General features: G+C 70.3%; 21 protein-coding genes and 1 pseudogene. 17 read left to right on the forward strand and 5 right to left on the reverse strand.

The window, feature by feature from the left end; genetic code table 11:
* The first annotated feature begins 278 nt into the window (after positions 1–278).
* From ABT063_RS02795 to ABT063_RS02850, 12 genes are all read left to right on the forward strand, one after another.
* Positions 279–1,625, forward strand: a complete 1,347-nt coding sequence (locus tag ABT063_RS02795) for an extracellular solute-binding protein (protein WP_351055270.1) — start codon at positions 279–281, stop codon at positions 1,623–1,625.
* Complete coding sequence (locus tag ABT063_RS02800; protein ID WP_351055271.1) at positions 1,622–2,650, forward strand: carbohydrate ABC transporter permease; 1,029 nt, start codon at positions 1,622–1,624, stop codon at positions 2,648–2,650. The genes ABT063_RS02795 and ABT063_RS02800 overlap by 4 nt, the downstream gene beginning before the upstream one ends.
* Positions 2,650–3,471 (forward strand): carbohydrate ABC transporter permease, encoded by an 822-nt coding sequence (locus ABT063_RS02805; RefSeq protein WP_351055272.1) that lies wholly within the window; start codon positions 2,650–2,652, stop codon positions 3,469–3,471. The genes ABT063_RS02800 and ABT063_RS02805 overlap by 1 nt, the downstream gene beginning before the upstream one ends.
* 86 nt (positions 3,472–3,557) lie before the next feature.
* Positions 3,558–4,229 (forward strand): bifunctional 4-hydroxy-2-oxoglutarate aldolase/2-dehydro-3-deoxy-phosphogluconate aldolase, encoded by a 672-nt coding sequence (locus tag ABT063_RS02810; protein ID WP_351055273.1) that lies wholly within the window; start codon positions 3,558–3,560, stop codon positions 4,227–4,229.
* Positions 4,226–5,185 (forward strand): sugar kinase, encoded by a 960-nt coding sequence (locus tag ABT063_RS02815; RefSeq protein ID WP_351055274.1) that lies wholly within the window; start codon positions 4,226–4,228, stop codon positions 5,183–5,185. The genes ABT063_RS02810 and ABT063_RS02815 overlap by 4 nt, the downstream gene beginning before the upstream one ends.
* A 64-nt stretch (positions 5,186–5,249) precedes the next feature.
* Positions 5,250–6,323, forward strand: a complete 1,074-nt coding sequence (locus tag ABT063_RS02820) for a lactonase family protein (protein WP_351055275.1) — start codon at positions 5,250–5,252, stop codon at positions 6,321–6,323.
* A 177-nt stretch (positions 6,324–6,500) separates the two neighbouring features.
* The gene (arfA, locus tag ABT063_RS02825; RefSeq protein ID WP_351055276.1) at positions 6,501–8,024 is read left to right on the forward strand and encodes an arabinosylfuranosidase ArfA; all 1,524 of its coding nucleotides are present in this window, start codon (positions 6,501–6,503) and stop codon (positions 8,022–8,024) included.
* 150 nt (positions 8,025–8,174) lie between these two features.
* Positions 8,175–9,092, forward strand: a complete 918-nt coding sequence (locus ABT063_RS02830; RefSeq protein WP_351055277.1) for a glycoside hydrolase family protein — start codon at positions 8,175–8,177, stop codon at positions 9,090–9,092.
* Between the two features lie 152 nt (positions 9,093–9,244).
* Positions 9,245–9,553, forward strand: coding sequence for a beta-L-arabinofuranosidase domain-containing protein (locus ABT063_RS02835; RefSeq protein WP_351055702.1), 309 nt, complete (start codon positions 9,245–9,247; stop codon positions 9,551–9,553).
* A 120-nt stretch (positions 9,554–9,673) separates the two neighbouring features.
* Complete coding sequence (locus ABT063_RS02840; RefSeq protein ID WP_351055278.1) at positions 9,674–10,090, forward strand: metal transporter; 417 nt, start codon at positions 9,674–9,676, stop codon at positions 10,088–10,090.
* A gap of 1 nt (position 10,091) precedes the next feature.
* Positions 10,092–11,354, forward strand: a complete 1,263-nt coding sequence (locus ABT063_RS02845; RefSeq protein ID WP_351055279.1) for a sensor histidine kinase — start codon at positions 10,092–10,094, stop codon at positions 11,352–11,354.
* The gene (locus tag ABT063_RS02850; RefSeq protein WP_351055280.1) at positions 11,351–12,019 is read left to right on the forward strand and encodes a response regulator; all 669 of its coding nucleotides are present in this window, start codon (positions 11,351–11,353) and stop codon (positions 12,017–12,019) included. The genes ABT063_RS02845 and ABT063_RS02850 overlap by 4 nt, the downstream gene beginning before the upstream one ends.
* A gap of 148 nt (positions 12,020–12,167) precedes the next feature.
* On the opposite strand, the gene ABT063_RS02855 is transcribed toward ABT063_RS02850, so the two are convergent.
* The 3 genes from ABT063_RS02855 to ABT063_RS02865 form a co-directional block, all read right to left on the reverse strand.
* Entirely contained in the window at positions 12,168–13,193 is a 1,026-nt protein-coding gene (locus ABT063_RS02855) for an ABC-2 membrane transporter-related protein (RefSeq protein ID WP_351055281.1), read from the reverse strand.
* Positions 13,190–14,071 carry an ABC transporter ATP-binding protein gene (locus tag ABT063_RS02860; RefSeq protein ID WP_351055282.1) on the reverse strand — a complete coding sequence of 294 codons (882 nt, stop codon included), beginning with the start codon at positions 14,069–14,071 and terminating at the stop codon, positions 13,190–13,192. Before ABT063_RS02860 ends, ABT063_RS02855 begins: the two co-directional genes overlap by 4 nt.
* A 914-nt stretch (positions 14,072–14,985) precedes the next feature.
* Positions 14,986–15,660 (reverse strand): GntR family transcriptional regulator, encoded by a 675-nt coding sequence (locus tag ABT063_RS02865; RefSeq protein ID WP_351055283.1) that lies wholly within the window; start codon positions 15,658–15,660, stop codon positions 14,986–14,988.
* Between ABT063_RS02865 and ABT063_RS02870 the strand changes: the two genes are divergently transcribed.
* On the forward strand, positions 15,647–15,775 hold the full coding sequence (locus tag ABT063_RS02870) for a hypothetical protein (protein WP_351055285.1): 129 nt from the start codon (positions 15,647–15,649) through the stop codon (positions 15,773–15,775). The genes ABT063_RS02865 and ABT063_RS02870 overlap by 14 nt on opposite strands.
* 241 nt (positions 15,776–16,016) lie before the next feature.
* Positions 16,017–17,678, forward strand: coding sequence for a low temperature requirement protein A (locus ABT063_RS02875; RefSeq protein WP_351055286.1), 1,662 nt, complete (start codon positions 16,017–16,019; stop codon positions 17,676–17,678).
* On the opposite strand, the gene ABT063_RS02880 is transcribed toward ABT063_RS02875, so the two are convergent.
* Positions 17,569–18,291: an RICIN domain-containing protein gene (locus ABT063_RS02880; protein ID WP_351055287.1), complete on the reverse strand. Its 723-nt coding sequence runs from the start codon at positions 18,289–18,291 to the stop codon at positions 17,569–17,571. The genes ABT063_RS02875 and ABT063_RS02880 overlap by 110 nt on opposite strands.
* A 68-nt stretch (positions 18,292–18,359) precedes the next feature.
* On the opposite strand from ABT063_RS02880, the gene ABT063_RS02885 reads away from it, so the two are divergent.
* Positions 18,360–18,662 carry an ArsR/SmtB family transcription factor gene (locus ABT063_RS02885; protein ID WP_351055288.1) on the forward strand — a complete coding sequence of 101 codons (303 nt, stop codon included), beginning with the start codon at positions 18,360–18,362 and terminating at the stop codon, positions 18,660–18,662.
* Positions 18,659–19,051 (forward strand): VOC family protein, encoded by a 393-nt coding sequence (locus tag ABT063_RS02890; RefSeq protein WP_351055289.1) that lies wholly within the window; start codon positions 18,659–18,661, stop codon positions 19,049–19,051. The genes ABT063_RS02885 and ABT063_RS02890 overlap by 4 nt, the downstream gene beginning before the upstream one ends.
* Positions 19,052–19,377: 326 nt before the next feature.
* Here ABT063_RS02890 and ABT063_RS02895 read toward each other — a convergent pair.
* A pseudogene (locus ABT063_RS02895) lies at positions 19,378–19,740 on the reverse strand (sigma factor); the annotation flags it as partial.
* 341 nt (positions 19,741–20,081) lie between these two features.
* On the opposite strand from ABT063_RS02895, the gene ABT063_RS02900 reads away from it, so the two are divergent.
* Positions 20,082–22,619, forward strand: a complete 2,538-nt coding sequence (locus ABT063_RS02900) for a SpoIIE family protein phosphatase (RefSeq protein ID WP_351055290.1) — start codon at positions 20,082–20,084, stop codon at positions 22,617–22,619.
* Positions 22,620–22,703: the final 84 nt, after the last annotated feature.

Genomic DNA, 22,703 nt, shown 5'->3' on the forward strand with positions numbered 1-22,703 from the left:
ACGCCGGATACCGGCCATGGGCGGGGTGCGCTACGAGGCGCCCCGGGAGGGTCACCGCGGACGCGACCACCGTCGTAGTCGCGGTCGGACGATGCGGTGCCGACACTCGTGCACGACAGCCGTGTGCCCGCCCGGTCCGGGACATCTCGCGCCAGGGCTGAGTGAGCCCGGCGCTTCCCGCCCGATCCGTCCCCACGCCCCTCCCCCGTGCCCCTTTGCCGCCCCTCCCCGCGGCAACTCCGCATTCCCCATCGTCCCGCACGAAAGGCTGTCCACTTATGTCCGTCCCGACCACAGGGTCTCTCGACAGACGTCGTTTCCTCACCTTCTCCGGTGCCGCGCTCGGCGCCGCCGCGCTGTCCGGCTGCGCCGCTTCCGTCGACGACGGCTCGGGCGGCGGCGATTCGAAGAGCGGCAGCACGACGCTCACGGTCATGTGCGAAAAGGAGGACTTCGACATCAAGGCCGCCCAGCAGGCACTGGGCGTGAAGATCAGGCTCCTCAAGACCGACCCCACCAAGCTCAACGCCATGCTGGCCGGCAAGACCCCGCCGGACTTGGTGCGCGGGCTCGGTGCTCTGGAAACCCCGTACTTCGCCGCGCGCAGCCTGATGACCGACCTTGACCCGTACTTCGCCAAGAGCGCAGTGCTCAAGCCCTCCGACCTCGACCCGGTCAACGACCTGTGGCGTTACGACGGCAGCAAGCAGGGCGCGGGCCCTCGCTACGGCATGGCCAAGGACTACTCGCAGGACCAGATGTTCTGGTACCGCACCGACATGTTCGAGGCCGCGAAGCTGGACCTGCCCAGCGAGACCGAGCCGCTCTCCCACGACGAGTGGCTGGACCTCGGCAAGCGCCTGACCAAGCGCCGGCTGGGCAAGGTGAAGGTGTACGGCCTGAACGCCACGGGACTCGGCTCCTTCTCCCAGATGATGGGCATGACCGCGTCTGCCGGCGGCAGCCTGTTCGCCGAGGACCTGGCCTCGGTGGACTTCTCGTCCCCCGAGGCGCTCAAGGCGCTGCGGTGGTACCTGGACTACACGAAGGCCGACATCGGCCCGAGCGTCGTCAACCCGAACCCGGACGGCTGGGACTGGCCGACCTTCCAGGCGGGACGGATGGCGATGGCCACCGACGGCTACTGGTTCGGCGGAGCCATCTCCGGCGATCCCAAGGTCGCCGAGGTCTCGCGCCTCGCCCCCGCGCCCCAGCTGGGCGGCAACCGCGTCAGCCCCTGCTTCGGCGCCACCGGCTTCTGGATGCCCAGGGACGCCAAGAACAAGGACGCTGCCTGGAAGTTCTTCGAGTGGTTCTTCGGTGGAGAGCCCGCCCAGGGCCGGGCCGCCGGCGGCTGGGGCATTCCCACCCTGAAGTCGCTGCGCGCGAAGATGCCGCAGGACAAGCCGTACCAGAAGCAGGCCTTCAAGGTGCAGGAGCAGGAGCTCGCCCACTTCTCGGCCCTGACCTTCACCCCGTACGCCCAGATCGCATCCCTGGACGGAGTGATCAGCAAGGTGCTGCCGGGTGCGGTCAAGTCCGGCACCTCCGCGGGCAAGGTCGCGGACGAGCTGAACAAGCAGATGAACGACCAGCTCGCCAAGGGCAAGGAGCTGGTGGGGTGAGCACCGGACAGCTCACCGAGACGACTGCCGGGCCGGGTGCCAAGCGCCCGGCCGGCGTGGCGGCCTCACCGCCGCCGCGCCGGCGGCGCTCGCTGACGACGCGCAGGGCCTGGGCCTTCTATGCCTTCGCCGGTCCCTGGGTGCTGGGGTTTCTGGCACTGACGGCCTATCCGCTCGGCTACGCCCTGTGGCTGAGCTTCACCAACTCCGACGGACTGTCGAACAACTCCCGCTTCGTGGGCCTGGACAACTACATGGAGGTCTTCTCCGACTCGGAGACGCTGCACTCCCTGGCCCGCACCGGGGTGTTCACCGCGATGACCGTTCCGCTGACAATCGTGGCGGGGCTGTTCCTGGCGGTACTGGTGAACCAGCCGATACGGGGCCGCGGCCTGTTCCGCACGCTGTTGTACCTGCCCGCCGTGGTGCCGCCGGTCGGTGCCGCCCTCGCCTTCAAGATGATCTTCGATCGTGACTCGGGGTCGGCCAACGGCCTTCTGGACCTCTTCGGCATCAACGGGCTCGCGTGGCTGGCGGATCCCTACGCCCGCTGGGTGCTGATGGTCCTGACCCTGTGGGGCGTGGGCAACGTCATGATCATCTCACTGGCGGGACTGCAGGACATCCCCAAGGAACTGCACGAGGCGGCCCGGGTGGACGGCGCCAGCCCATGGCAGTCCTTCACCCGGATCACCCTGCCGCTGCTCTCCCCCGTCCTCTTCTTCCAGGTCGTCACCGGGATCATCGCCGCGCTGCAGACCTTCGCACCGCTGCTCATCTCGCTCGACCCCACCCCGAAGGGCCTCGGATCAGTCCCGGAGAGCAACTCCTTCATCATGATCCACGTCCTCAACCAGTACCTCGTCGACGGCCGTTACGGCTACGCCTCCGCCCTGCTGTGGGTGCTCTTCCTGATCATCGTCGCCGTCACCTTCCTCGTCTTCAAACTCAGCAAGGGCGCGGTCTTCTACTCCGTGGAACCGGAGCGCGTGAAGACCAAGACCCGCACGATCGGAGGCGCGTGATGGTGCTCCCCCGGCGCAGTGTCGTCTACATGCTCCTGGTGAGCGTCCTCGTCCTGCTGCTCAGCCCGTTCGCCTGGCTCGTGATCACCGCGTTCAAGGACCCGTCGGAGCTGCGCGCCTTCCCCATCCACTGGTGGCCGCACCATCCGAGCCCCGGGAACTTCGTAGAGGCGCTGACCAGTTGGGACTACTTCGGCTACGCCCGCAACTCCCTGACGATCGCCGTCATCTACTCGGTCCTGGCGACACTCGCCTCAGCCTGGGCCGGGTACGGTTTCGCCCGGCTCGAAGCGCCGGGAAAGCGGGTGATCTTCGGTGTGCTGCTGTCGACGATGATGCTGCCGCAGGTCATCACCCTCATCCCGACCTACCTGCTGTTCGCCAAGGTCAACCTGCTGAACACCTATATGCCGTGGGTGCTGTGGGGGCTGTGCGGCGCACCGTATCTGATCTTCCTGTTCCGGCAGTTCTTCAGCAACATGCCCAAGGAACTGGAGGAGGCGGCGATCGTCGACGGATGCGGGCAGATCCGGATCTTCTGGCGGATCTTCCTGCCCCAGTCGTGGCCGGTCATCGCCGCCAGCCTGATCCTGTCCTTCAGCTGGACGTGGGGCGACTGGATCGCGCCCGCGCTGCTGCTGGACACCAGCCGCACCACCCTCGCTGTCCAGCTCACCACCGGCTACGTCAACGCGCATGGCGCCCAGCTCAGCAACCTCGTCGCGGCAGGCACCGTGATGTACGTCGTGCCCGTGCTGGCGCTCTTCCTGATCCTGCAGCGCGGCTTCGTAGCCGGGATCTCCACCTCCGGACTCAAGTAACGCTGTTTACCAACGCACCACCTTGCAAAGGAACTTCGCATGACCACTACCCAGCGCTCCGGCACGTCGTCCGCGGCGGTGAGGTCTTGACGGAGCGTCCCACACTCACCCCGCAGCTGAGCGGGACCCGGGTCATGGCCATCCTCCGGTCGGCCGACGCGACGGGACTGCCCGCCGTGGCCCGGGCCCTCGCGGACGGTGGCATCACCTGCCTGGAGGTCACCCTCACCACATCGGGTGCCCTCGACGCTCTGGCCGCCATCCGGGACGAGCTCGGGCCCGAGGTTGCGGTCGGCGCCGGCACGGTGATCACCACCGAGCAGGCCCGGGAAGCGCTCGCGGCCGGGGCCGAGTTCCTGGTGGCCCCGGCCGTGGACACCGACGTGATCCGCGACGCCGTCGGCAGGGGCATCCCGTTCTACCCGGGCGCCTGGACACCCACCGAGGTGTCCACCGCCTGGCGGGCGGGTGCCGCCGCCGTCAAGCTTTTCCCGGCGAGCACCGGCGGCCCCGCCCACCTGCGGCAGCTGCGGGCGCCGCTGCCGGACGTCCCGCTCATCGCCGTCGGCGGGGTCGGCGTCGACCAGGCGCGCGACTACCTCGACGCGGGCGCCCTCGCAGTGGGCATCGGTTCGCCGCTGCTGCGGGGAGCGGACCGGAACCCGGCGACAGAGACCCTGGACGCCCTCACGGAGAGGACCCGCACGCTGCTCGACGCGATCCGGGCCGCGTCCAGTCATCAGGAGGTGGGTCCGTGAACGGCCCTTGCCAACAACGCTACTTGGTGACTGTCGGCGAGGTCCTCGCGGTCCTGGCCGCGTCGGACACCGGCCCGCTGGCCCTGGGCTCCGACCTGCGTCTCGGGCTCGCCGGAGCGGAGTCGAACGTCGCCGTGGGCGTCAGCCGGCTCGGCGGGGCAGCCACCTGGATCGGCCGTGTCAGCGACGACGCACTCGGCGACCTCATCCTCCGCGAACTGCGCGCGGAAGGCGTCACCACGGCCGCCGCCCGCGACCCCGCCCCCACCTCGCTATTGCTGCGCGAACGCCGTACGGCCACGCACAGCCGTACGCGCTACTACCGCACCCACACGGCGGGGGCCCGGCTGTCCGCCGACGACATCCCCGAGGACCTCGTCGCCGGCGCGGCGGTCCTGCACATCACCGGGATCACCCCGGCACTGGGCGAAGGTCCGGCCGGTGCCGTCACCCGGGCGGTGGACATCGCCGTCGACGCCGGCGTACCGGTCTCACTGGACATCAACTTCCGATCGCTGCTGTGGAACGAGCAGGAGGCCGGGTGCACGCTGCTGCCGCTGCTGCGCAGAAGCGACCTGGTCTTCGCGGGAGCGCACGAAGGCAGGCTCATGGCTCCCGACGCCGACGAACCGGAGGAGCTCGCCAAGGGCATCTGCGACCTCGGCCCCTCGGGAGCCGTGATCAAACTCGGCGCCGAGGGCGCGTACGCCCTCCTCGACGGACGGTCGTACCGGCAGCCCGCCGTGCCCGTCACCAAGCTCGACTCGGTGGGAGCGGGAGACGCGTTCGCCGCCGGGTACCTCGCCGAACTGCTCGCGGGTGAGCCCCCGGAGCGGCGGCTGCGGACGGCGGCCCTGCTCGGCGCCTTCGCGGTGAGCACCACCGGAGATTGGGAAGGCCTGCCCCGACGCTCCGAACTGGGGCTGCTGGAGCACTACGACGACATCGTGCGCTGAGCCCTTCCCAGCACTGCTTCCGCTCAAGTACCCACCTGCTCACAGAATTCCAGGGAACACACCCATGCCCACGCGTTCCTCCGCCGATGAGGTCGCTGTCCTCACCGGCTCCTACACACCCGAGTCCGGCGGGGACGGCGCCGGGATCGCCGCCCTGAGACTCACCCCGGGCACCGGCCGCCTGGCTCACGACACCGGAGTGCCGCCGCTGCGCGTCAACGGGGCGTCCTTCCTGGCGGCGCATCCCTCGCTCGACGTCGTCTACAGCACGAACGAGACCGATCCAGGCACCGTCAGCGCCCTGGTCCGGCACGGCGACGGCCAACTGTCCCTGTTGGACGGCCCGTTGAGCAGCGGCGGCGCCAACCCGTGCCACCTCACCGTCCACCCGGACAGGGGCTGGCTGCTGACCGCCAACTACGGCAGCGACACGGCGCCCGGCAGCGTGGCCGTGCACCGCCTCGACACGGACGGGCGTCCGGTGGAGCTGACCGATGTCGCCGTCCACGAAGGGGCGGGCCCGGTCGCCGGCCGGCAGGAGGGCAGCCACGCCCACCAGGTGCTCGTCGACCCGGCGGGCCGCTTCGTCCTGGCCACCGACCTGGGCGCGGACACGGTCTTCACCTACCGGCTCGACACCCGGACCGGCACCCTGGAGCGGGTCGCCGTGAACCGGCTGCGCACGGGGTCCGGTCCTCGCCACCTCGCCTTCGCTCCTGGCGGTGAGCTGGTGTTCAGCGCGGACGAACTGTCCTCGACCGTCACCTGCCACCGGTACGACGCCGGTACGGGCACCCTGACGGGCCTCTCCTCAGTGCCCGCCACAGCGGTCCGGGACGTCACCAACCAGCCGGGCGGCATCGTCGCCTCGCCCTGCGGCCGTTTCGTGTGGGTGACCAATCGGGGCGCGGACACGGTGGCCGCGTTCCGGGTCACCGGCACAACACTGGAACCGATCGACGAGATGTCCGCCTGCGGTACGTGGCCGCGCGGCCTGGCCTACGCGGACGATCATCTGCTGGTCGCCAACCAGCACAGCGGGACGCTCGTCGCGCTGCGTGTCCTGGACGACGGGGCGCTGCGGCAGGCGGGCCCGGCGATGTCCGTTCCGTCGGTGGTCTGCGCGCTCGTCCTCTGACACGGCCGCTTCGGTCCCTTTCCGCCCCGCCACCCCTGCCCCTCCCGTCGCCGGGGCCTGCCGCCCCGGCCTCCGCCCAGGGGGCTGCGCCCCCAGATCCCCCAGACCCCCGCTTCGGCTCGAACGGACTCGTCCCCGAACGCCGGACAGCCTGAAAACAGCCAACGAAAGGCAGTCATGTCCCGCCCCACCACCCCCGCACGCTTCACCCTCGACTCAGCGTTCGGCATCGGCGCCGTCCACCCCCGGCTGTACGGATCGTTCGTCGAGCACCTGGGCCGCTGCGTCTACACCGGCATCTACGAGCCCGGCCACCCGCAGGCCGACGCCGACGGTCTGCGCCGGGACGTTCTGGAGCTGATCCGGGAGCTGGGCGTCACCACCGTGCGCTACCCGGGCGGCAACTTCGTCTCCGGCTACCGCTGGGAGGACTCCGTCGGCCCGCGCGAGGAACGCCCGGTCCGGCTGGACCTCGCCTGGAAGAGCACCGAGACCAACGAGTTCGGCCTCGGGGAGTTCATGGACTTCTGCGCCAAGACCGGCACGGAACCCATGATGGCCGTCAACCTCGGCACCCGCGGGGTGGAGGACGCCCTGCGGCTGCTGGAGTACAGCAACCACCCGGGCGGCACCGAGCTGTCCGACCGCCGTGCCGCCCACGGCGCCAAGGAGCCGTACGGCATCAAGATGTGGTGCCTGGGCAACGAGATGGACGGGCCCTGGCAGACCGGGCACAAGACGGCGGAGGAGTACGGACGGCTCGCCGCCGAGACCGCCCGCGCCATGAGAATGATCGACCCCGGCCTGGAACTGGTCGCCTGCGGCAGTTCGGCGTCCTCCATGCCGACCTTCGGCTCCTGGGAGGCGACCGTCCTGGAAGCCGCGTACGACCTGGTCGACCACATCTCGCTGCACGCCTACTACGAGGAGACCGACGGCGACCGCGACTCCTTCCTGGCCTCCGCCGTCGACATGGAGCACTTCATCGAGTCGGTCGTCGCCACCTGCGACCACGTCCGGGCGCGGCTCAAGGAGAAGAAGCGGATCAACCTCTCCTTCGACGAATGGAACGTCTGGTACCAGAAGCGGCCCAACCCCCACCAGGTCGAGGACTGGCAGCAGGCACCGCGCCTGCTGGAGGACGTCTACACCGTCACCGACGCCGTGGTCTTCGGCTCGCTGCTCATCGCCCTGCTGCGACACGCCGACCGGGTGACCGCCGCCTCCCTGGCCCAGCTCGTCAACGTCATCGCGCCGATCATGACCGAGCCGGGCGGGCCCGCCTGGCGGCAGACCACCTTCTTCCCCTTCGCCCAGGCGTCGGCGTACGGGCGCGGCCGGGTGCTGCGCGTCGACGTGGACAGCCCCACGTACCCCACCGCCCGCTTCGGTGACGTACCGCTGCTGCACGCCACCGCCGTCATGGACGACGAGACCGGCGACATCACCGTCTTCGCGGTCAACCGCGGCCAGACAGAGGCTTTGCCTCTGGAAATCGACCTGCGCGGCGTCGGCGCCCACACCGTGGCGGAGCACCTGGTCCTGGCCGACAGCGACCCGGAGGCCACCAACACCGCGGACCGGCCCGACCGGGTCACCCCGCACCCCGCCACCGGCACCACCGTCACCGACGGCGTCCTCCACGCCGAACTCGAACCGCTCTCCTGGAACATGATCCGGCTGACGGGCCGGCAGGACTGACCACTCCGACGTACCGACTGCCCATGGGCCGCTGACACCGCCGTCGTCCACGTCGCGGACACCGGCTCATGGGCCCGCATGCGGCACCAACACACTCACGCCTGGGAAGAACCGATGACAACCGTTGCCCGACCTCTGTTCCGAGACCCCATGCACGACGGCGCGACCGACCCCACTGTCATCTGGAACCGGCAGGCCGGCGAGTGGTGGATGTTCTACACGAGCCGACGCGCCGACGCGCCGCCGATGAACGACGTGAGCTGGGTACACGGGACCGACATCGGGATCGCGTCCTCCGCGGACGGCGGAGCCAGCTGGCTGTACCGGGGAATCGCCGAGGGGCTGGACATCGAGCCCGGGCGGCATACCTACTGGGCGCCTGAGATCGTCGACGACGGAACCGAGTACCACATGTTCGTCAGCGTGATCCGCGGTGTTCCGACCCAGTGGGCGGGCCATGCACGCGTGATCCGTCACTACACGAGCAACGACCTCTTCTCATGGACCTACCGTTCCACCTTGTCGCTCTCGTCCGAGAGAGTGATCGACGCCTGCGTCCTGCGGCTCCCCACAGGCGGCTACCGCATGTGGTACAAGGACGAGGCCGATCACTCGCACACCTACGCGGCGGACAGCGACGATCTGGCGCGGTGGACCGTCCGGGGGCCCGCCGTCGAGTGCTCGAAGCACGAAGGCCCGAACGTCTTCGAGTTCGGCGGCAGCTACTGGATGCTCATCGACGAATGGCATGGACAGCGGGTTCTTCACTCACGGGACCTGGAGACATGGGAACCGCGAGGGCTCATCCTCGATCGTCCCGGGCAGGGCCCGGACGACGGGGGGTACGGCTACCACGCCGATGTCGTCACCAGCGAACTCGGCGCGTTCATCTTCTATTTCTCACACCCCAGGCGATCCGACGACGGCCCCGGACACCACAGCGGCCACGACGACCGCCGGAGCTCGATCCAGGTCGCCCGCCTGCGGATGAGCGGAGACACCCTCGTGTGCGACCGCGACGAAGCCCTTGAGGCCCCCATCCTCCCTCTCGCAGGGCCTGACCGGTGACACGGGGGCCTTGCACCACGACGCCGCTTCCCCGCAGGGGCGAAGCGTTCGAACTAACGAAACAAGCAGTCATGCAGGCACTCCCCCGCAACGCGGTACGCCTACTTCCGGGCCCGTTCCTGGACGCGCGGGCCACCGCCCTCGACTAGCTGCTGTCCCTCGACGCCGACCGGCTGCTCGCGCCCTTGCGGCGCGAGGTCGGCCTACCGCCGGTTGCCGAGTCCTACGGCAACTGGGAGAGCTCCGGTCTCGACGGCCACACCGTCGGGCACGCGTTGTCGGGCGCCGCTCTCATGAGCGCGGTGACGGACGATCCCCGGCCGAGGGCCATGGTCGAGCGTCTGGTTCAGGGCGCCGTCGAGTGCCGGGACGCCCTGGGCACCGGCTACGGCGGGGGCATCCCCGGCGTGCGGCTGTGGCAGCGGGTGGCCGCAGGGGTGTCGCTCCGTACTCGCTCATGATGATCGGTTTGCCGAACTTCCCGGCCCAGCCACGCAGATCACCCTCAAGGTAGGTCTCGGCAGTGGCCAGGTCGCCCGTCGCGATTCATGCTCATGGACAGCTGGGGTGGCGTGTCTTGGGTGTCCGGCTCCGCCGTCTCAGTCATCGTGGGCGGCCTCGCGTTGATGCGCGAGCGGCAGAAGGTACTGACCGCGGTCGCGGGCATGGCCGTGACGGTCGTCGCCGTCGTGGTGTCCCTGATCACCGGAAAGGAGCTGCCGCAGGAGCCCGCGCCCATCACGGCGCTGGCCCTGTCGGTGCTCGTTGGCTCCGCGATCAGGACGCTGCCGATGGGACCGGCCGCCGGGATCGCCGTGGGCGGCGTCGTGGTGACCGGGGTCGCCTGGTTCTCCGGATGGAGCGGCGTGACGAACCTGGCCACCATGGGGATGGTCGCCGCCCTCGTGATGGGGCCGGTATTGCGCGGCCTCGACCGCAAGCAGAACGTCAACGCCCCGGCACCGCACGGGCCTTGGGCGAACCTCCCGCGGTCGTAGTGTGGCCGCAGATCTGGTGGACGCGGTGGGCGCCGCCCAGCCCGCCGCAAGGACCGCGGAGCCGCCCGTCACCCCGCCCGAGGCTCCGCCGAACGGCGCGGATCGCGGGCGAGGATTCGGTAATCTGATCAACGTGATTCCGGAGCGATGGGTCGGGGCCGTCTCCACCGTCGGGCTCGGTGTCGCGTTTCTCGCGGCGATCGCCATCCAGTCCTTCGCCCTCGCGCAGACCTGGGGGGCCGCGTCCTGGGCCCCCGGCGCCGCCACCGCCGTGCTGGTGTGCGCCCTCGCGCTGATGCGCCATCGGGAGCGAACCTGGACGGCTGCCGCGGGCCTCGTCGTAACCGCGCTGGCGGTCCTCGTCCCGCTGCTGCCGGGCACCCGGTTTCCCGCCGGGCTCGGACCCGCCGTCGCCCTGGGCCTGGCCGTGCTCACCGGATCCGCGGTCAGGGCGTTGCCGACGGTGCGGGCCGGGGCCATCGCGGGCGCCGGGCTGCTGGTGATCGCCGCCCAGTTCGCCGTCCGGCCGCCGTCGGCGGTTCCGGCCATCGCCGCCGCGGCCTGGCTGGCCGCCGTCGGCATCGGGCTGGCGCTGCGCATGTTCGACGGCCGGGCGCAAGCCGCCGCCGAAGAGGTGCGCCGGGCTGAACGGCTGGAGCTCGCCCGGGAATTGCACGACATCGTGGCCCACCACATCACAGGGATGCTGATTCAGGCGCAGGCCGCCCATATCGTCGCGCGGCGGGCCCCGGAGAAGGTGTCGGACTCGCTGACCGAGATCGAGAGCGCCGGGTCCGAAGCCATGGCCGCGATGCGCCGTGTCGTCGGGCTGCTGCGCGACACCGACGATGCGGCGCCCGTCTCGCCCGGGCCGGAGGGGCTGAGGACGCTGGTCGAGCGCTTCAGCCGCCAGGGCCCGCAGGTCCGTCTGAGCGTGCCCGACGACGACACGGACTGGCCGCCGGAGGTGAGCAGCACCGTGTACCGCGTCGTCCAGGAGGCGCTGACGAACGTCCTGCGGCACGCGCGACACGCCCGCTCCATCGACGTCACCGTCGGCCGTGACACCGAGGCCGTCACCGTCGAGGTCGCCGACGACGCCCCGCCGCACTCCGCCCGGCCCCATCACCGCGGGGGGTACGGTCTGGTCGGTATGCGCGAACGCGTCGAGACGCTCGGCGGCTCGCTGTGCGCCGGTCCCCGGCCCGGCGCCGGCTGGTCCGTGCGGGCGACCCTGCCCGTCCCCACCAGGGAGCCCGGATGACCATCAAGGTCCTGCTCGCCGACGACCAGGCGATGATCCGCCGCGGCCTGCGGCTGATCCTGGAGGACCAGCCCGACATCGCCGTCATCGGGGAAGCCGAGGACGGCGCCGAGGCGATCGCGCTGGCCAGGCGGCTACGGCCGGATGTGTGCCTGGTGGACATCAGGATGCCCAAGCTCGACGGCATCGACGTCACCCGCGCGCTGGCCGGCCCGGGGGTGACCGATCCGATACAGGTCATCGTGGTCACCACCTTCGACCTCGACGAGTACGTGTACGGGGCACTGCGTGGCGGTGCGGTGGGGTTCGTCCTCAAGGACGCCGGACCCGCCCTGCTCATCGAAGCAGTCCGCGCCGCCTACAACGGCGAGGCGCTGGTCTCGCCGTCGGTCACCCTCCGGCTGCTGAAGCACCTGAACGAGGCCGAGGCGGCGCCCCGCGGCCGCGCTGGTCAGTCGCCACCGCTGTCCGGACGCGCGCTTGAGGTCGTGCGGGCCATCGCACGCGGCCGCACCAACCAGGAGATCGCCGCCGAGCTGTTCATCTCGCTCAGCACGGTCAAGAGTCACCTGTCGGGGATCCAGACCAAGCTCGGGCTGCGCAACCGGACCGAGATCGCCGTCTGGGCCTGGGAGAACCGCATCGTCGAGAGCACCTCCGAGTAAACCGCTCACTCCCTCAGCACGACCGCCAGTTCCCGCACAGTCGGGTTGAGTTGGCGCGCGGGGCAGTGACAGCAGGCCCCGTTCGCGCATGAGGGGCGCCGCCAGGAAAGTCCCGGCGGCCCCCGGACAGCGCCGGTTGAGACGGGGGTCAGCTCACCCTGCGTCGGATCCGCCACAGGCCGAACGCGGTGAGGATCCCGCTGAGTGTCAGGTAGATCGCGGTCTCCAGCCATTGGAACGCCCAATAGCGGCTGCGGGGGTGATAGCGGATGTCGACATGGAGATCGTACTTGGCGAGGCACACCGCCGCGTCACCGAACGTGCCGCCCGCGCCGGTCTTGGGCGGAGCGTCGATACAGTCGTTGAACTTCGTCCCGTCGAGGGCCTTGCCGTTCGCGGTGCGCAGCGGGCTCGTCTCGGCGATCCACGCGTCGGGCGCGCCCGGGATCTTCACCCCGCTGATGACGGAGCCACCACCGATGCTGCCCAGGCTCTGCGCCTCGTTGATGGCCTCGGCTGTCATCGGCAACGTGGCCCTCTCCGCCGGCATGAGGCTGGGCCGCACCACGTTGGGGAAGAAGAACTGGAAGGCGAGGAAAACGACGAACGTCACAGCCATCGCGGGCAGGCTCCGGCGCAGCAGGAGCCCGACGACGGTGCCGAAAGTGAGGGCCAGCGCGGCATGGCCGATCGGGGCGATGTTGCGCGCGCCGAACTCGAAGGTGCTGAACTCGCTCTTGATGACCCCGTCGAACGGGTGGGCCGCCCAGGTGAGCAGGGCCGCGGACGCGCCTGTGAGGAACATGGCGGCCAGGCCGACGAGCAGGACCTTGGTGAGGAGCCAGCGCGGGCGGGTGATGCTCTGGTTCCACACCAGCCGGTGGGTGCCGTTCTCGAGCTCCCGGGCGATCAGCGGCGCGCCCCAGAACGTGCCGAGGACGACGGGGATCAGACCGAGCCCCGCCGCGAGGAACAACAGCGTGTTCTTGTAGGCGCTGAGGAACTGGCTCCTTGCCTGGGCACAGTCGGCCACGCCCTGGCAATGGGCTTGGTAGACGTCGTAGCCATCGCGGATGTCCGCGCCGAAGTACACCAAATACGCGGCAATAATGGCCAGCGCGCCGACGCCGACCAGCGCCTGGACGCGGAACTGCCGCCAGTTCAGCCACATCATCGCGGCGACCCCCAGGCCGCGGCCTCGACCCGGGCGGCGGGCACCGCGGCCGCCCGGGTCATATAACCGAGGACGAGTTCTTCGAGCGAGACGGGCTCGACCGGGTACGGCAGTGACGCGGGCGAGGCGTCGGTGCGGACGACCGCGCTGCTGTGCTCGCCGCTGTGCTCCATCGAGATCACCTCGACTCCGGCGGGCAGCCGGTCGAACTCGCCGCGAGGTGCGACGAGTCGCGCGTGCCCGGCCAGCAGATCCCGGGTCTCGCCGGCGACCTGCACCCGCGAGTCACACAGCACGATGAGGTAGTCGCAGACCTGCTCGATGTCGCCGAGCAGGTGCGAGGACAGCACGGCGCTGGCGCCGAGCTCAAGCACGAACTCCATCAGGTTCTGCAGGAACCCCTTGCGGGCCAGCGGGTCCAGCGCCGCCGCCGGCTCGTCGAAGATCAGCAGCTCGGGCCGCTTGGCCGCCGCGATGGTCAGCGCCAGCTGCGCGCGCTGGCCACCCGAGAGCTGCCCCGCCCTCTGCGCGGGGTTCAGCCCCACCTGGCGGATACGCCGCTCGGCCAGGGCGGGGTCCCACGCCGGGTTCATCTTCGCGCCGAGCTTCATGTGCTCGGCCACGGTGAACGAGCTGTACACCGGAGTGCTCTGCGCGACGAACCCCACCCGGGCCAGATGTGACGCGTTCGCCGCCGGACGTGACCCCAGCACGGTCAACGAGCCGGACGTCGGCTCGATCAGCCCGCAGGCCAGATGCAGCAGAGTCGATTTGCCGGCTCCGTTCGGGCCGACCAAACCGATGACACGGCCGGAGGGGATAGCGAGGTTCACGTCGCTCAGGGCCGGCTTGCCGCGGCGACCGTATTTCTTCGTCAAGCCCTCTGCATGAAATGCCGGAGGAGAGTCTGCATTTGGCATGACCTCATCCTGGAAGACCACGTCCTTCCCAGCACCAACCCAAAGCACGGTTCCCGTTGTCGGCGACCGTACTTTTGACCGGTTCGGCGCCGAGGTCCAGCTGCTGGGCGAACCGCGTGCGGTACAACTCGTCGTAGAGCTCACCGCCGGTGAGCAACTGGTCGTGGATCCCCCGTGGATCCGCCCCTCGTCGATGACGAGGGATCTGGTCGGCATCGTGAATGGTGGACAGCCGATGCGCGATGTCCAGTGCGGTACGGCCCGTCAGGGGCCTGCGCAACCACGCGGTGCTGGTGGCAGGTCTCCTCCACCGCGGCGGACAGGTTCCGCAGCAGATGCCACCAGTCCGAGAGCCAACCGTCGTTGCCCCCTCCTGCATCCACCCGCGCGCCCTGTCCGACGTTCCCGAACCCTGGTGAGACGCCGGACGGACCAGGATGTCTGCCGACGCGGGTAATCGGGATCAGCGTCGGCGCGGACGACAGCAGCGTCGCGGACATCAGCAGCGCACCCGGCGCACCGCAGACCGCGTTGCCCGCGACCACGCTGGACAGCGGCTCCGCGGAGGCGATCAGGACGAAGGCCGGGACCGCGCCGAGGACCGCCGGATCGCCGACCCGCCGAAGGTCTCGGTGCCAGGGCCACGATGATCACAGGGCGGATGTCGGACACCGAGCTCGGTGTCATCGGGCGCTGTGGGCGCCGTCGGCAGGCATCCGGGTAACCGTGACCTCGCCGCCGACGCGTCCTCCGCAGCCGCCCAGCTGGGCAAACGAAGGCCCGACCGGATTCCGGTCGGGCCTTCGTTGGGGACGCTCCGGCAATCGCGTTGTCCGTACGGAGCCCGGCCATCGCCGGCGGAGACTGGCGTCCTAACCGATGGCTGCCTCGGCGAACTGGTTGGTGTCGAAGAGCTGGTTGATGTCTCCGCCGAGTTCGGACCAGCGGTGTCCGGAGAGTTCGGCTGCGGCGCGGGCGTCGCCGCCGGCGCAGACGTCGATGAGCTGGTCGTGGTGTTCGATGGTGTTGCGGCCGCCGAGCAGGGTGGAGAACTTGCGGTAGAGGATGCGGTGGATCTGCGGGTGGAGTTGCTCGACGATCCGGCTGAGCACGGGGTTGTCGGCGGCCGTGATGGGGACGGCGTGGAAGCGGTCGTCGGCGGCGAGTGCGGCGGCGGTGTCGTTGGCGGCGACGGCCCGTTCGAAGTCGCGGTTGGCCTCTCGCATGTGTTGCAGGTCCTGCTCGGTCATGACCGGCACGGCCGTCTCGATGGCGAGTTGGTCGAGGGAGCGCAGGACGGCGAGGGTCTTTTCGACGTCGCGGCGGCTGAGGGTGGTGATGCGGGTGTAGACGCCGGGCTTGGCTTCGACCAGGCCGATGTCGGCGAGCCGGGCGAGTGCCTCGCGCACCGGGGTGCGGCTGAGGCCGAGGCGCTCGGCGAGTTCACCGTCCTTGACCTTCTCGCCGGGGACGAGTTCGCCGCGCACGATGGAGTCACGCAGGCGGTGGAAGACCTCGTCACAAGCACACCTCGTGGGCCAGATCATCACGGACGCGACGGTCTACGGCACGCGCGCCGACCGGCGTCTGCGGCTGACCATGGACTACGCCCGCGAAGGCGACAACTGGACCGCCCTCCGGGCAGTCGCCACCACCTGGTGATCCCACGTCACTCGGCTGGGACCGGGCCCTTCGTCACCCTGCTGACCACCGCTCGTTGCCGAAGCCGCCCCTGCGGTCAGCTTGATCCCTACGACCACACCACGACCCGCCCCGGAGGAACGACGACGTGCGGATGGCAAAGACGGACGAGGACGGCAGACAATCCGGGAGCGGGTCACTGACGGGCGTGCTGAGCGCACTCCGGACCGGCCGGGTCACGACCTTCGAGTAGTTCTTCGACTTGGTCTACGTCTTCACACTCACCCAGATCACCGAGTACATGGCCCATGAACACACGGGCGCAGGCGCCCTGCGGGGGATGCTGCTCCTGGCCCTGGTGTGGTTCTCCTGGTCGGCCTACGCCTGGCTGGGCAACCAGGCCCGGACCGACCTCGCCGTGGTCCGCGTGGGCATGGCCCTGGCGATGGCCGGCGTCTTCGTCGTCGCGCTGGCGGTCCCGGAGTCATGGCACGACCTGTCGGGCGGCCTGCACGGTCCCCTGGTCCTGGCGTGCGCCTACCTGTTCGTCCGCAGCGTGCATCTGTTCCTCTACAGCGGGCTCGCGCGCGGCGACCACGGCCTGATGCGGCAGATCGCCGTCTCCTGGCCGCCGGTCCTGGGCGGATCGGCCCTGCTGATCGCGGGCACGGTGGTCGGAGGCCGGTGGCAGACGGCGTTGTTCGCGGCGGCCATCGCCGTCGACTGGGGTGGTGTGTACGCCACATCCCGCCGCGGCAGCTGGCGCATCCACAGCGCCGCGTACTTCGCCGAGCGCCACCAGCTGTTCGTCATCATCGCGATCGGCGAGTCCCTGCTCGCGATGGGGGCGGGCTCCGTCGGCCATCCGGTCAGCACTCCTCTGCTGGCCGCCGGCGTCCTGGGCGTCGCCACCGCGACGGGCCTGTGGTGGCTGTACTTCGACCTGGCGACCCACATCGGCGAACGCCAGCTGGACAAGGCCCACGGCCAGGCCCGCCTCACCCTGGCCGTCCACGCCTACGGCTACGCCCACTTCCCCATCACGGCGGGCATCGTCGTGACAGCCCTCGGCGTCGAAGGAGTGGTCGCCCACGCGGACGACGGCAACTCGCTCGGCACCTTCTACGCCTGGGCACTGTGCGGCGGTGCAGCCCTGTACGTAGGCGGGCTGCTCCTCTTCGGCCGGATCATGTTGAAGGTGTGGGGCGGCTTCCGGCTGACGGCACTTTGCCTGTTCCTCGCCGGGGTACCGGCGGCGGCTGTCGTCCACCGGTGGCCGCCCTGGCCGGCGTCGTCGTCATCCTGGCGGCGGTGGCCGCGGCGGAGACGCGGTGGTACGCGGAGCTGCGCCGCCGCGTCCTGCGAGCGGACCGCTGAGGAGGTCTGCCGTTCGCCGGGCCGGCCCGCCCCGGCACAACGGTGGGTGGGGGGCAGGCCGCTGTGGCTGCACGCCTGCGTCGGCGACGTGATCGACGCGCACACCCGAAGCCCCACGCGGCGCCGGGGGATCAGTCGCTGTCGGACGACTTCCGGGTGGCGAGCAGGCGCTGCCCTTCGCGGGCCCAGTCCGCCGTGTCCTGGCGACGGCGGCCATGCCCTCGAAGACATGTGCTTTGAACCGGCGATGTACTTGTGGTCGGCGGGGTCACGGCGCGCCAGCCGTTCGACCAGCAGGGACGTCTCCCGGCGCAGCAGTCGGTCGCGGTGTCCCTCGGCTTCGTCGGCGGCCGCTTCCTGCTCGCCCGGGCGGCCGAGACACGCCTCGTCCGCCCGGGTTCTTCACGCTCTCGGTGAGGAAATGCCTCCGCGCAGCCTCAGACGATCATCCACTGCTGATTCGCGCCGGAGGTGCACGTCGACTGGTCCAGGGCCGCGCCGTTGGCGGTGGACGCCCCGGCGACCTGGAGGCACTTGCCGCTGTTGACGTTGGTGAAGGTGACGTAGCCGCCGGTCATCGCTGTCTTCGTCCACAGCTGGTGCGAGGCGCCGGTGCACGTTGACTGGACGGCCACCGCGCCCTCGGCGGTTGAGGCGCCGGAGTTGCAGTTGCCGAGCAGGTGGTTGTTCGCAGCGCCCAGCGGACCGGCGATGACGGGCCAGCCGTTCGCGAAGGTCACCTGACGGATGTCGAGGGTCTCCTGCCCGGAGTTGTCACCGTCGTAGTAGTGGTAGGCGAGGAACTTCGACGTGCCGTCGTCGTAGGCGTCGGCACCGCCGACGGCCACCTTGGGGTAGGCGCCCGTGAGGACGGTGGTTCCGCCGCCGGAAGGCCATGTCCGTGCCGTTCTGGTCGAGGTACGGCCCCGTGACGCTGGTGGACCGGCCGACCACGGTGTGAGGATGATCGTCGGGTTCTCGATGTTGACGGCGATGCGCCAGAGGTTGTGGTCGGTGGTGGACAGCTTGCCGGTGGACTGGTCCAGGACGTGCATGAAGGTGCCCGAGCCGGTCCAGGAGCCCCAGGAGACGTACAGCCGGCCGTCCGGTCCCCAGTCGACGTTGGGTCGATCGGGCAGTTGACGTCCGTGACCATGCATGTGACTGAGCGCTTTACGAGACGCACCTCGGCTTGATAGGCAAGTGAGTAGTTACCTATCATGTGGTCGTGGCCGACGACCTTTTCAAAGCCTTGGCCGACCCCACCCGCCGCACCATCCTCGACGAGCTCACTGAGAAGTCCGGACAGACACTGTTCGAGATCTGCTCCCGACTGAGCATGAAGCACCAGCTCGGCATCTCGCGCCAGGCGGTCTCCCAGCACCTCGCCGTGCTGGAGGCCGCCGGGCTCGTCGAGACCAGGCGGGAGGGCCGCTACAAGTTCCACGACCTGAACACGGCCCCACTGCGGCAGATCACCGCGCGATGGCTCGTGCCCGACACATCCGGACCGGAGAAGAGCACCCCATGAAGATTCATCTGACCAGCGTCTTCGTCGACGACCAGGCCAAGGCCGAGCACTTCTACACCGAGATCCTCGGCTTCGTGAAGAAGCACGACGTCCCGGTGGGCGAGAAGGACCGGTGGCTGACCGTCGTCTCGCCCGACGAGCCCGACGGCACCGAACTCCTCCTCGAGCCCGCCGGCCACCCGGCCGTCAAGACGTACCGCGACAGGCTCGTCGAGGACGGCATCCCACTCGCCCAGTTCGCCGTCGACGACGTGAAGGCGGAGTACCAGCGCCTGCGCGACCTCGGCGTCCGCTTCACCCAGGAGCCCCTGGAGATGGGCCCCGTCACCACCGCCGTCTTCGACGACACCTGCGGCAACCTGATCCAGATCGCGACCAAGCCGCGGTAGGCAGTTGCCCGCATGCGCGGCACGGCCACTGCGGCGACCGGTCTTCGCCCTGAAAAGCGGCTCGACACACGTTGCCGGTGAAGGCAGCCTCGGCGATGTCATGGCTCCATGAGCGCGAACTGCCACTCCGTCTGCGTCAGCCCCTGGCCGTAGACCGGCTAGCTCGAACCGGGGCTCACGACCGACGACGGAGTCGCGGATGTCGCCGATGAACTCATCTGATGCCGATGAAGGACGAACGGCCACTCCTCGCCGGTGGGACGGTCCTGTCCCGTCCGACCCGTGTGCGCCACGGTGCAACGTCACGTCGGAGACGGAAGAAATCCCACCGCGGCCCGCTGCCGCGCCGGCAGCAACGCCAGCATGGTCTCCAACCGGGTCCGTTCGTCCACGGCGGCGGTCTCGTCTCCCACCTCGGGCGGGTCGGACAGCTGGTCCACGGGGTGCTCGCCCCACCAGCGACGCCGTGCCGAGCGAGCCGCGGCACGGGCCAGGACCCTGCGCACATATGCCTCGGGGGCCTGCTCTGCCACCTTCGGCCAGGCGAACCACAGCTTGACAAGTGCTTCCTGCAGCAGATCCTCGGCCCGGTGCCGGTCTCCGCCGGTGAGCAGCCGCGCCAGGTGAAGCAACGCCGACCACCGAGCCGCCACGAACCGGTCGAACGCATCGGCCCGCAACTGCCCCATCCGCGTCGCTCCTTACCCCCGCACGCCCCTACACCTCCAATAAAGACACTGGCCCCCACCCCGCTATGCACCCCCGACATGTGGTCTGGCTCACACACGCACACAGACGGTGCCCACGACGCGACTTGCCCGCCCAGCCGAACTGCCGTGCGGCCACGGCGCCCGCGGCCAGGCCGGACCAGCGGGCGTGGCGGTCGGCGCAACGGTGCGGCCGCCGCTGGCTGGCGCGCCACACAGACGCCTGGTCGAGCCCGGTCTCGGATCACCGTCCCCTGCTTCCGGCCCCACACCCGCCCACAGGGAGCCGCAAGGCAACCTAAACTGGAACAAATCCTCCATGGATGATCGAGGGCAACGTGTCGGCCAACGGTGTGGCATCGAGCTCGTACCCCTTCGGCGCCGTGAGTGTCGGCGAAGCGCCTGAGCGTGACGACGCGCTGGTCAGCGCCGTGGTCAGTGCCGTGGAGGTGACCGGCTCGCATGCCGGAAGCGTGTTCCTGCTCTCCGGTGACCATCAGTCGCTCGTACTGGCCGCCGCGTGCGGGACACCGCCCTCCCTGCTGGGCGGGTGGCGTCGGATCCCGGTGCACAGCCGCATCCCGGTGGCGGAGGCGTACCGTTCGGGGCGCATGGTCCATCTGGCCGACGCGGAGGAGACGATGCGGCGCTTCCCTCAGCTCTCGGTCGCCGTGCCCTACCCGTTCGGCTCTGCCTCGGTGCCCGTCAGAGCGGGCGGGCGGACCTTCGGGACGATGGCCGTGCTGTGGACGCCCGGGCCAGACCGGACGGGGCTGTCGCGGGCGCAGCGTCGGCGGCTGCGCTCCGCGGCCGACCGTCTGGGCACCGCCCTCGCCGGGCTGAGCGCCCGTAGGCTGCTCGCCGAGTGGGACGAACGGACGGCCCCGGTGGTGGCCCCGGTGCCGTCCGCTCCGGTGATACGGGTGGGCCTGTTCGACTGGGTCCTCGACACAGGAGTCCTGACGGCCGACGACGAGCTGTGCGCGATCTTCGGCATCCCGCCCAACGAGTTCGACGGACGGGCGGCCACCCTGGCGGCCAGGATCGAGCCCGCGGATCTGCCCGGCTTCCGGTCCGCGGCCCGCGCCGCGGTCGAGGAGGGGCACGTGCTCGCGCACTGCGTGCGCATCCGGGACGGCGGAGCAGGGCTCCGCACCGTCGAGCTGTGGGGCCGGGTGCCCGAGCACCCGCACGACCCGCGGGCGCCCTCCCATCTGGTCGGCGCCGTGCTCGACTCCGGGAGCGGCATGGCTGCCGTGGCGGCGCTCGAACGGCTCGCGGACGGTTTCTTCGCGCTCTCCCTGGACGGGCGTGTCACCTACGCCAACCACAGTCTGGAGAGTCTGCTCCGGGTCCGCCAGGACGAGCTGCTCGGCAGGCGCCCCTGGGACGTGCTGCCCTGGCTGGCCGATCCGGTGTACGAGGACCGCTACCGGGCCGCCGTGGTCTCCCAGCAGCCGGTCTCCTTCCTGGTACGCCGCCCGCCCGACGAGTGGCTCGTCTTCTCCCTGCACCCTGGTGGGCAGGGCATGACGGGCTGGGCGGCGCCCGTGAGGCAGCCGGTACCGGCCGGGACCGGGCCCGGGGAGCCCGTCCCGGAGGAAGGTCCGCCCGTATCCTTGTCGCCTCCGCCCGCGGCCCCGCGCCTCGGGGCTCTGTACCGGGTGCTCCAGCTGGGCAGCGCCCTCACCGAGGCGGTCACCGCGCACGAGGTGTTCGATGCCGTCGCCGAGCAACTGCTGCCCGCTTTCGGTGGCCAGAAGCTGGCGATCGCCGTCGTGGAGGAGCGGCGCCTGCGCCTGCTCGCGCAGCGCGGCTACTCGAAGCGCTTTCTCGCCCGGTTCGAAGGCACCCCACTGCATGCCCGGCTGCCCGTGACGGATGCGCTGGCCTCCGGCGCACCCCTGTTCATCGAGTCCCGGGAAGAGCTCCTCAAGACGTACCCCGGAACCCTGGTCGGCCACTCCAACTCCTGGGCGTTCCTGCCGTTGATCGCCTCCAACCGTCCGGTCGGCGCCTGCATGCTCGGCTTCGACGACGTCCACCGGTTCCCCGACGAGGAGCGCGGCGTCCTCACCGCGCTGGGCGGCCTGATCGCCCAGGCCCTGGAGCGCGCCAGGCTCTACGACGCCGAATTCGCCCTCGCTCGCGGCCTGCAGAACGCACTGCTGCCGCACCGGCTGCCCACGCTGCCTGGCCTCCATGTCACCGGACGCTACCTACCGGGCACCAGGGGGATGGACATCGGCGGCGACTGGTACGACGTCATCCCCGTCGGCGACGAGGTCGCGCTGATCGTCGGGGACGTCGAGGGACACAACGTCGCCGCCGCGGCCGCCATGGGCCAGCTGCGCAGTGCGATGCGCGCCTTCGTCACCGCCGGCCACCGGCCGACCGACGTCGTCGCCGGCACCAACCGGCTGCATCTGGACCTCGACCCCACGCTGCTCGCCAGCTGCTGCTACGCCCGCTTCCATCCCCTCTCGGGGGTCGTGCGCATCGTCCGCGCGGGCCACTGCCCGCCGCTGCTGCGCCTGCCCGACGGACACACCGAAATCCTGGATGTGCCGGGTGGTCCGCTGCTCGGCGTCGAGGCAAGGCCCGACTATCCGGAGTCGGAGCTGCACCTCGCGCCCGGGTCGGTCCTCACCCTGTACACCGACGGGCTGATCGAGAGGCGCGACTCGGACATCGGTTCCGGCATCGACCGGCTACGGGCCTCACTGTCCCGCATGGGCAGGGGTCGCTTGGAGGATCTGGCCGACGGGCTGCTGCGGGATGCCTGCCGGTCCCCCGACAGGGCGGACGACATCGCACTGCTGCTCACCGAGTACGCTCCGCCACCGCGGATGGCTACGTGAGGCACCGTCCACACGCGCCGGGTCCGGCCCGTCGCCATAAAGCACGCGCGCCGCGTGGATCCCGCTGACCGGCTCCGACGCCGC

It is taken from the genome of Streptomyces sp. NPDC002838, from assembly GCF_040295365.1.
Classification (GTDB): domain Bacteria; phylum Actinomycetota; class Actinomycetes; order Streptomycetales; family Streptomycetaceae; genus Streptomyces.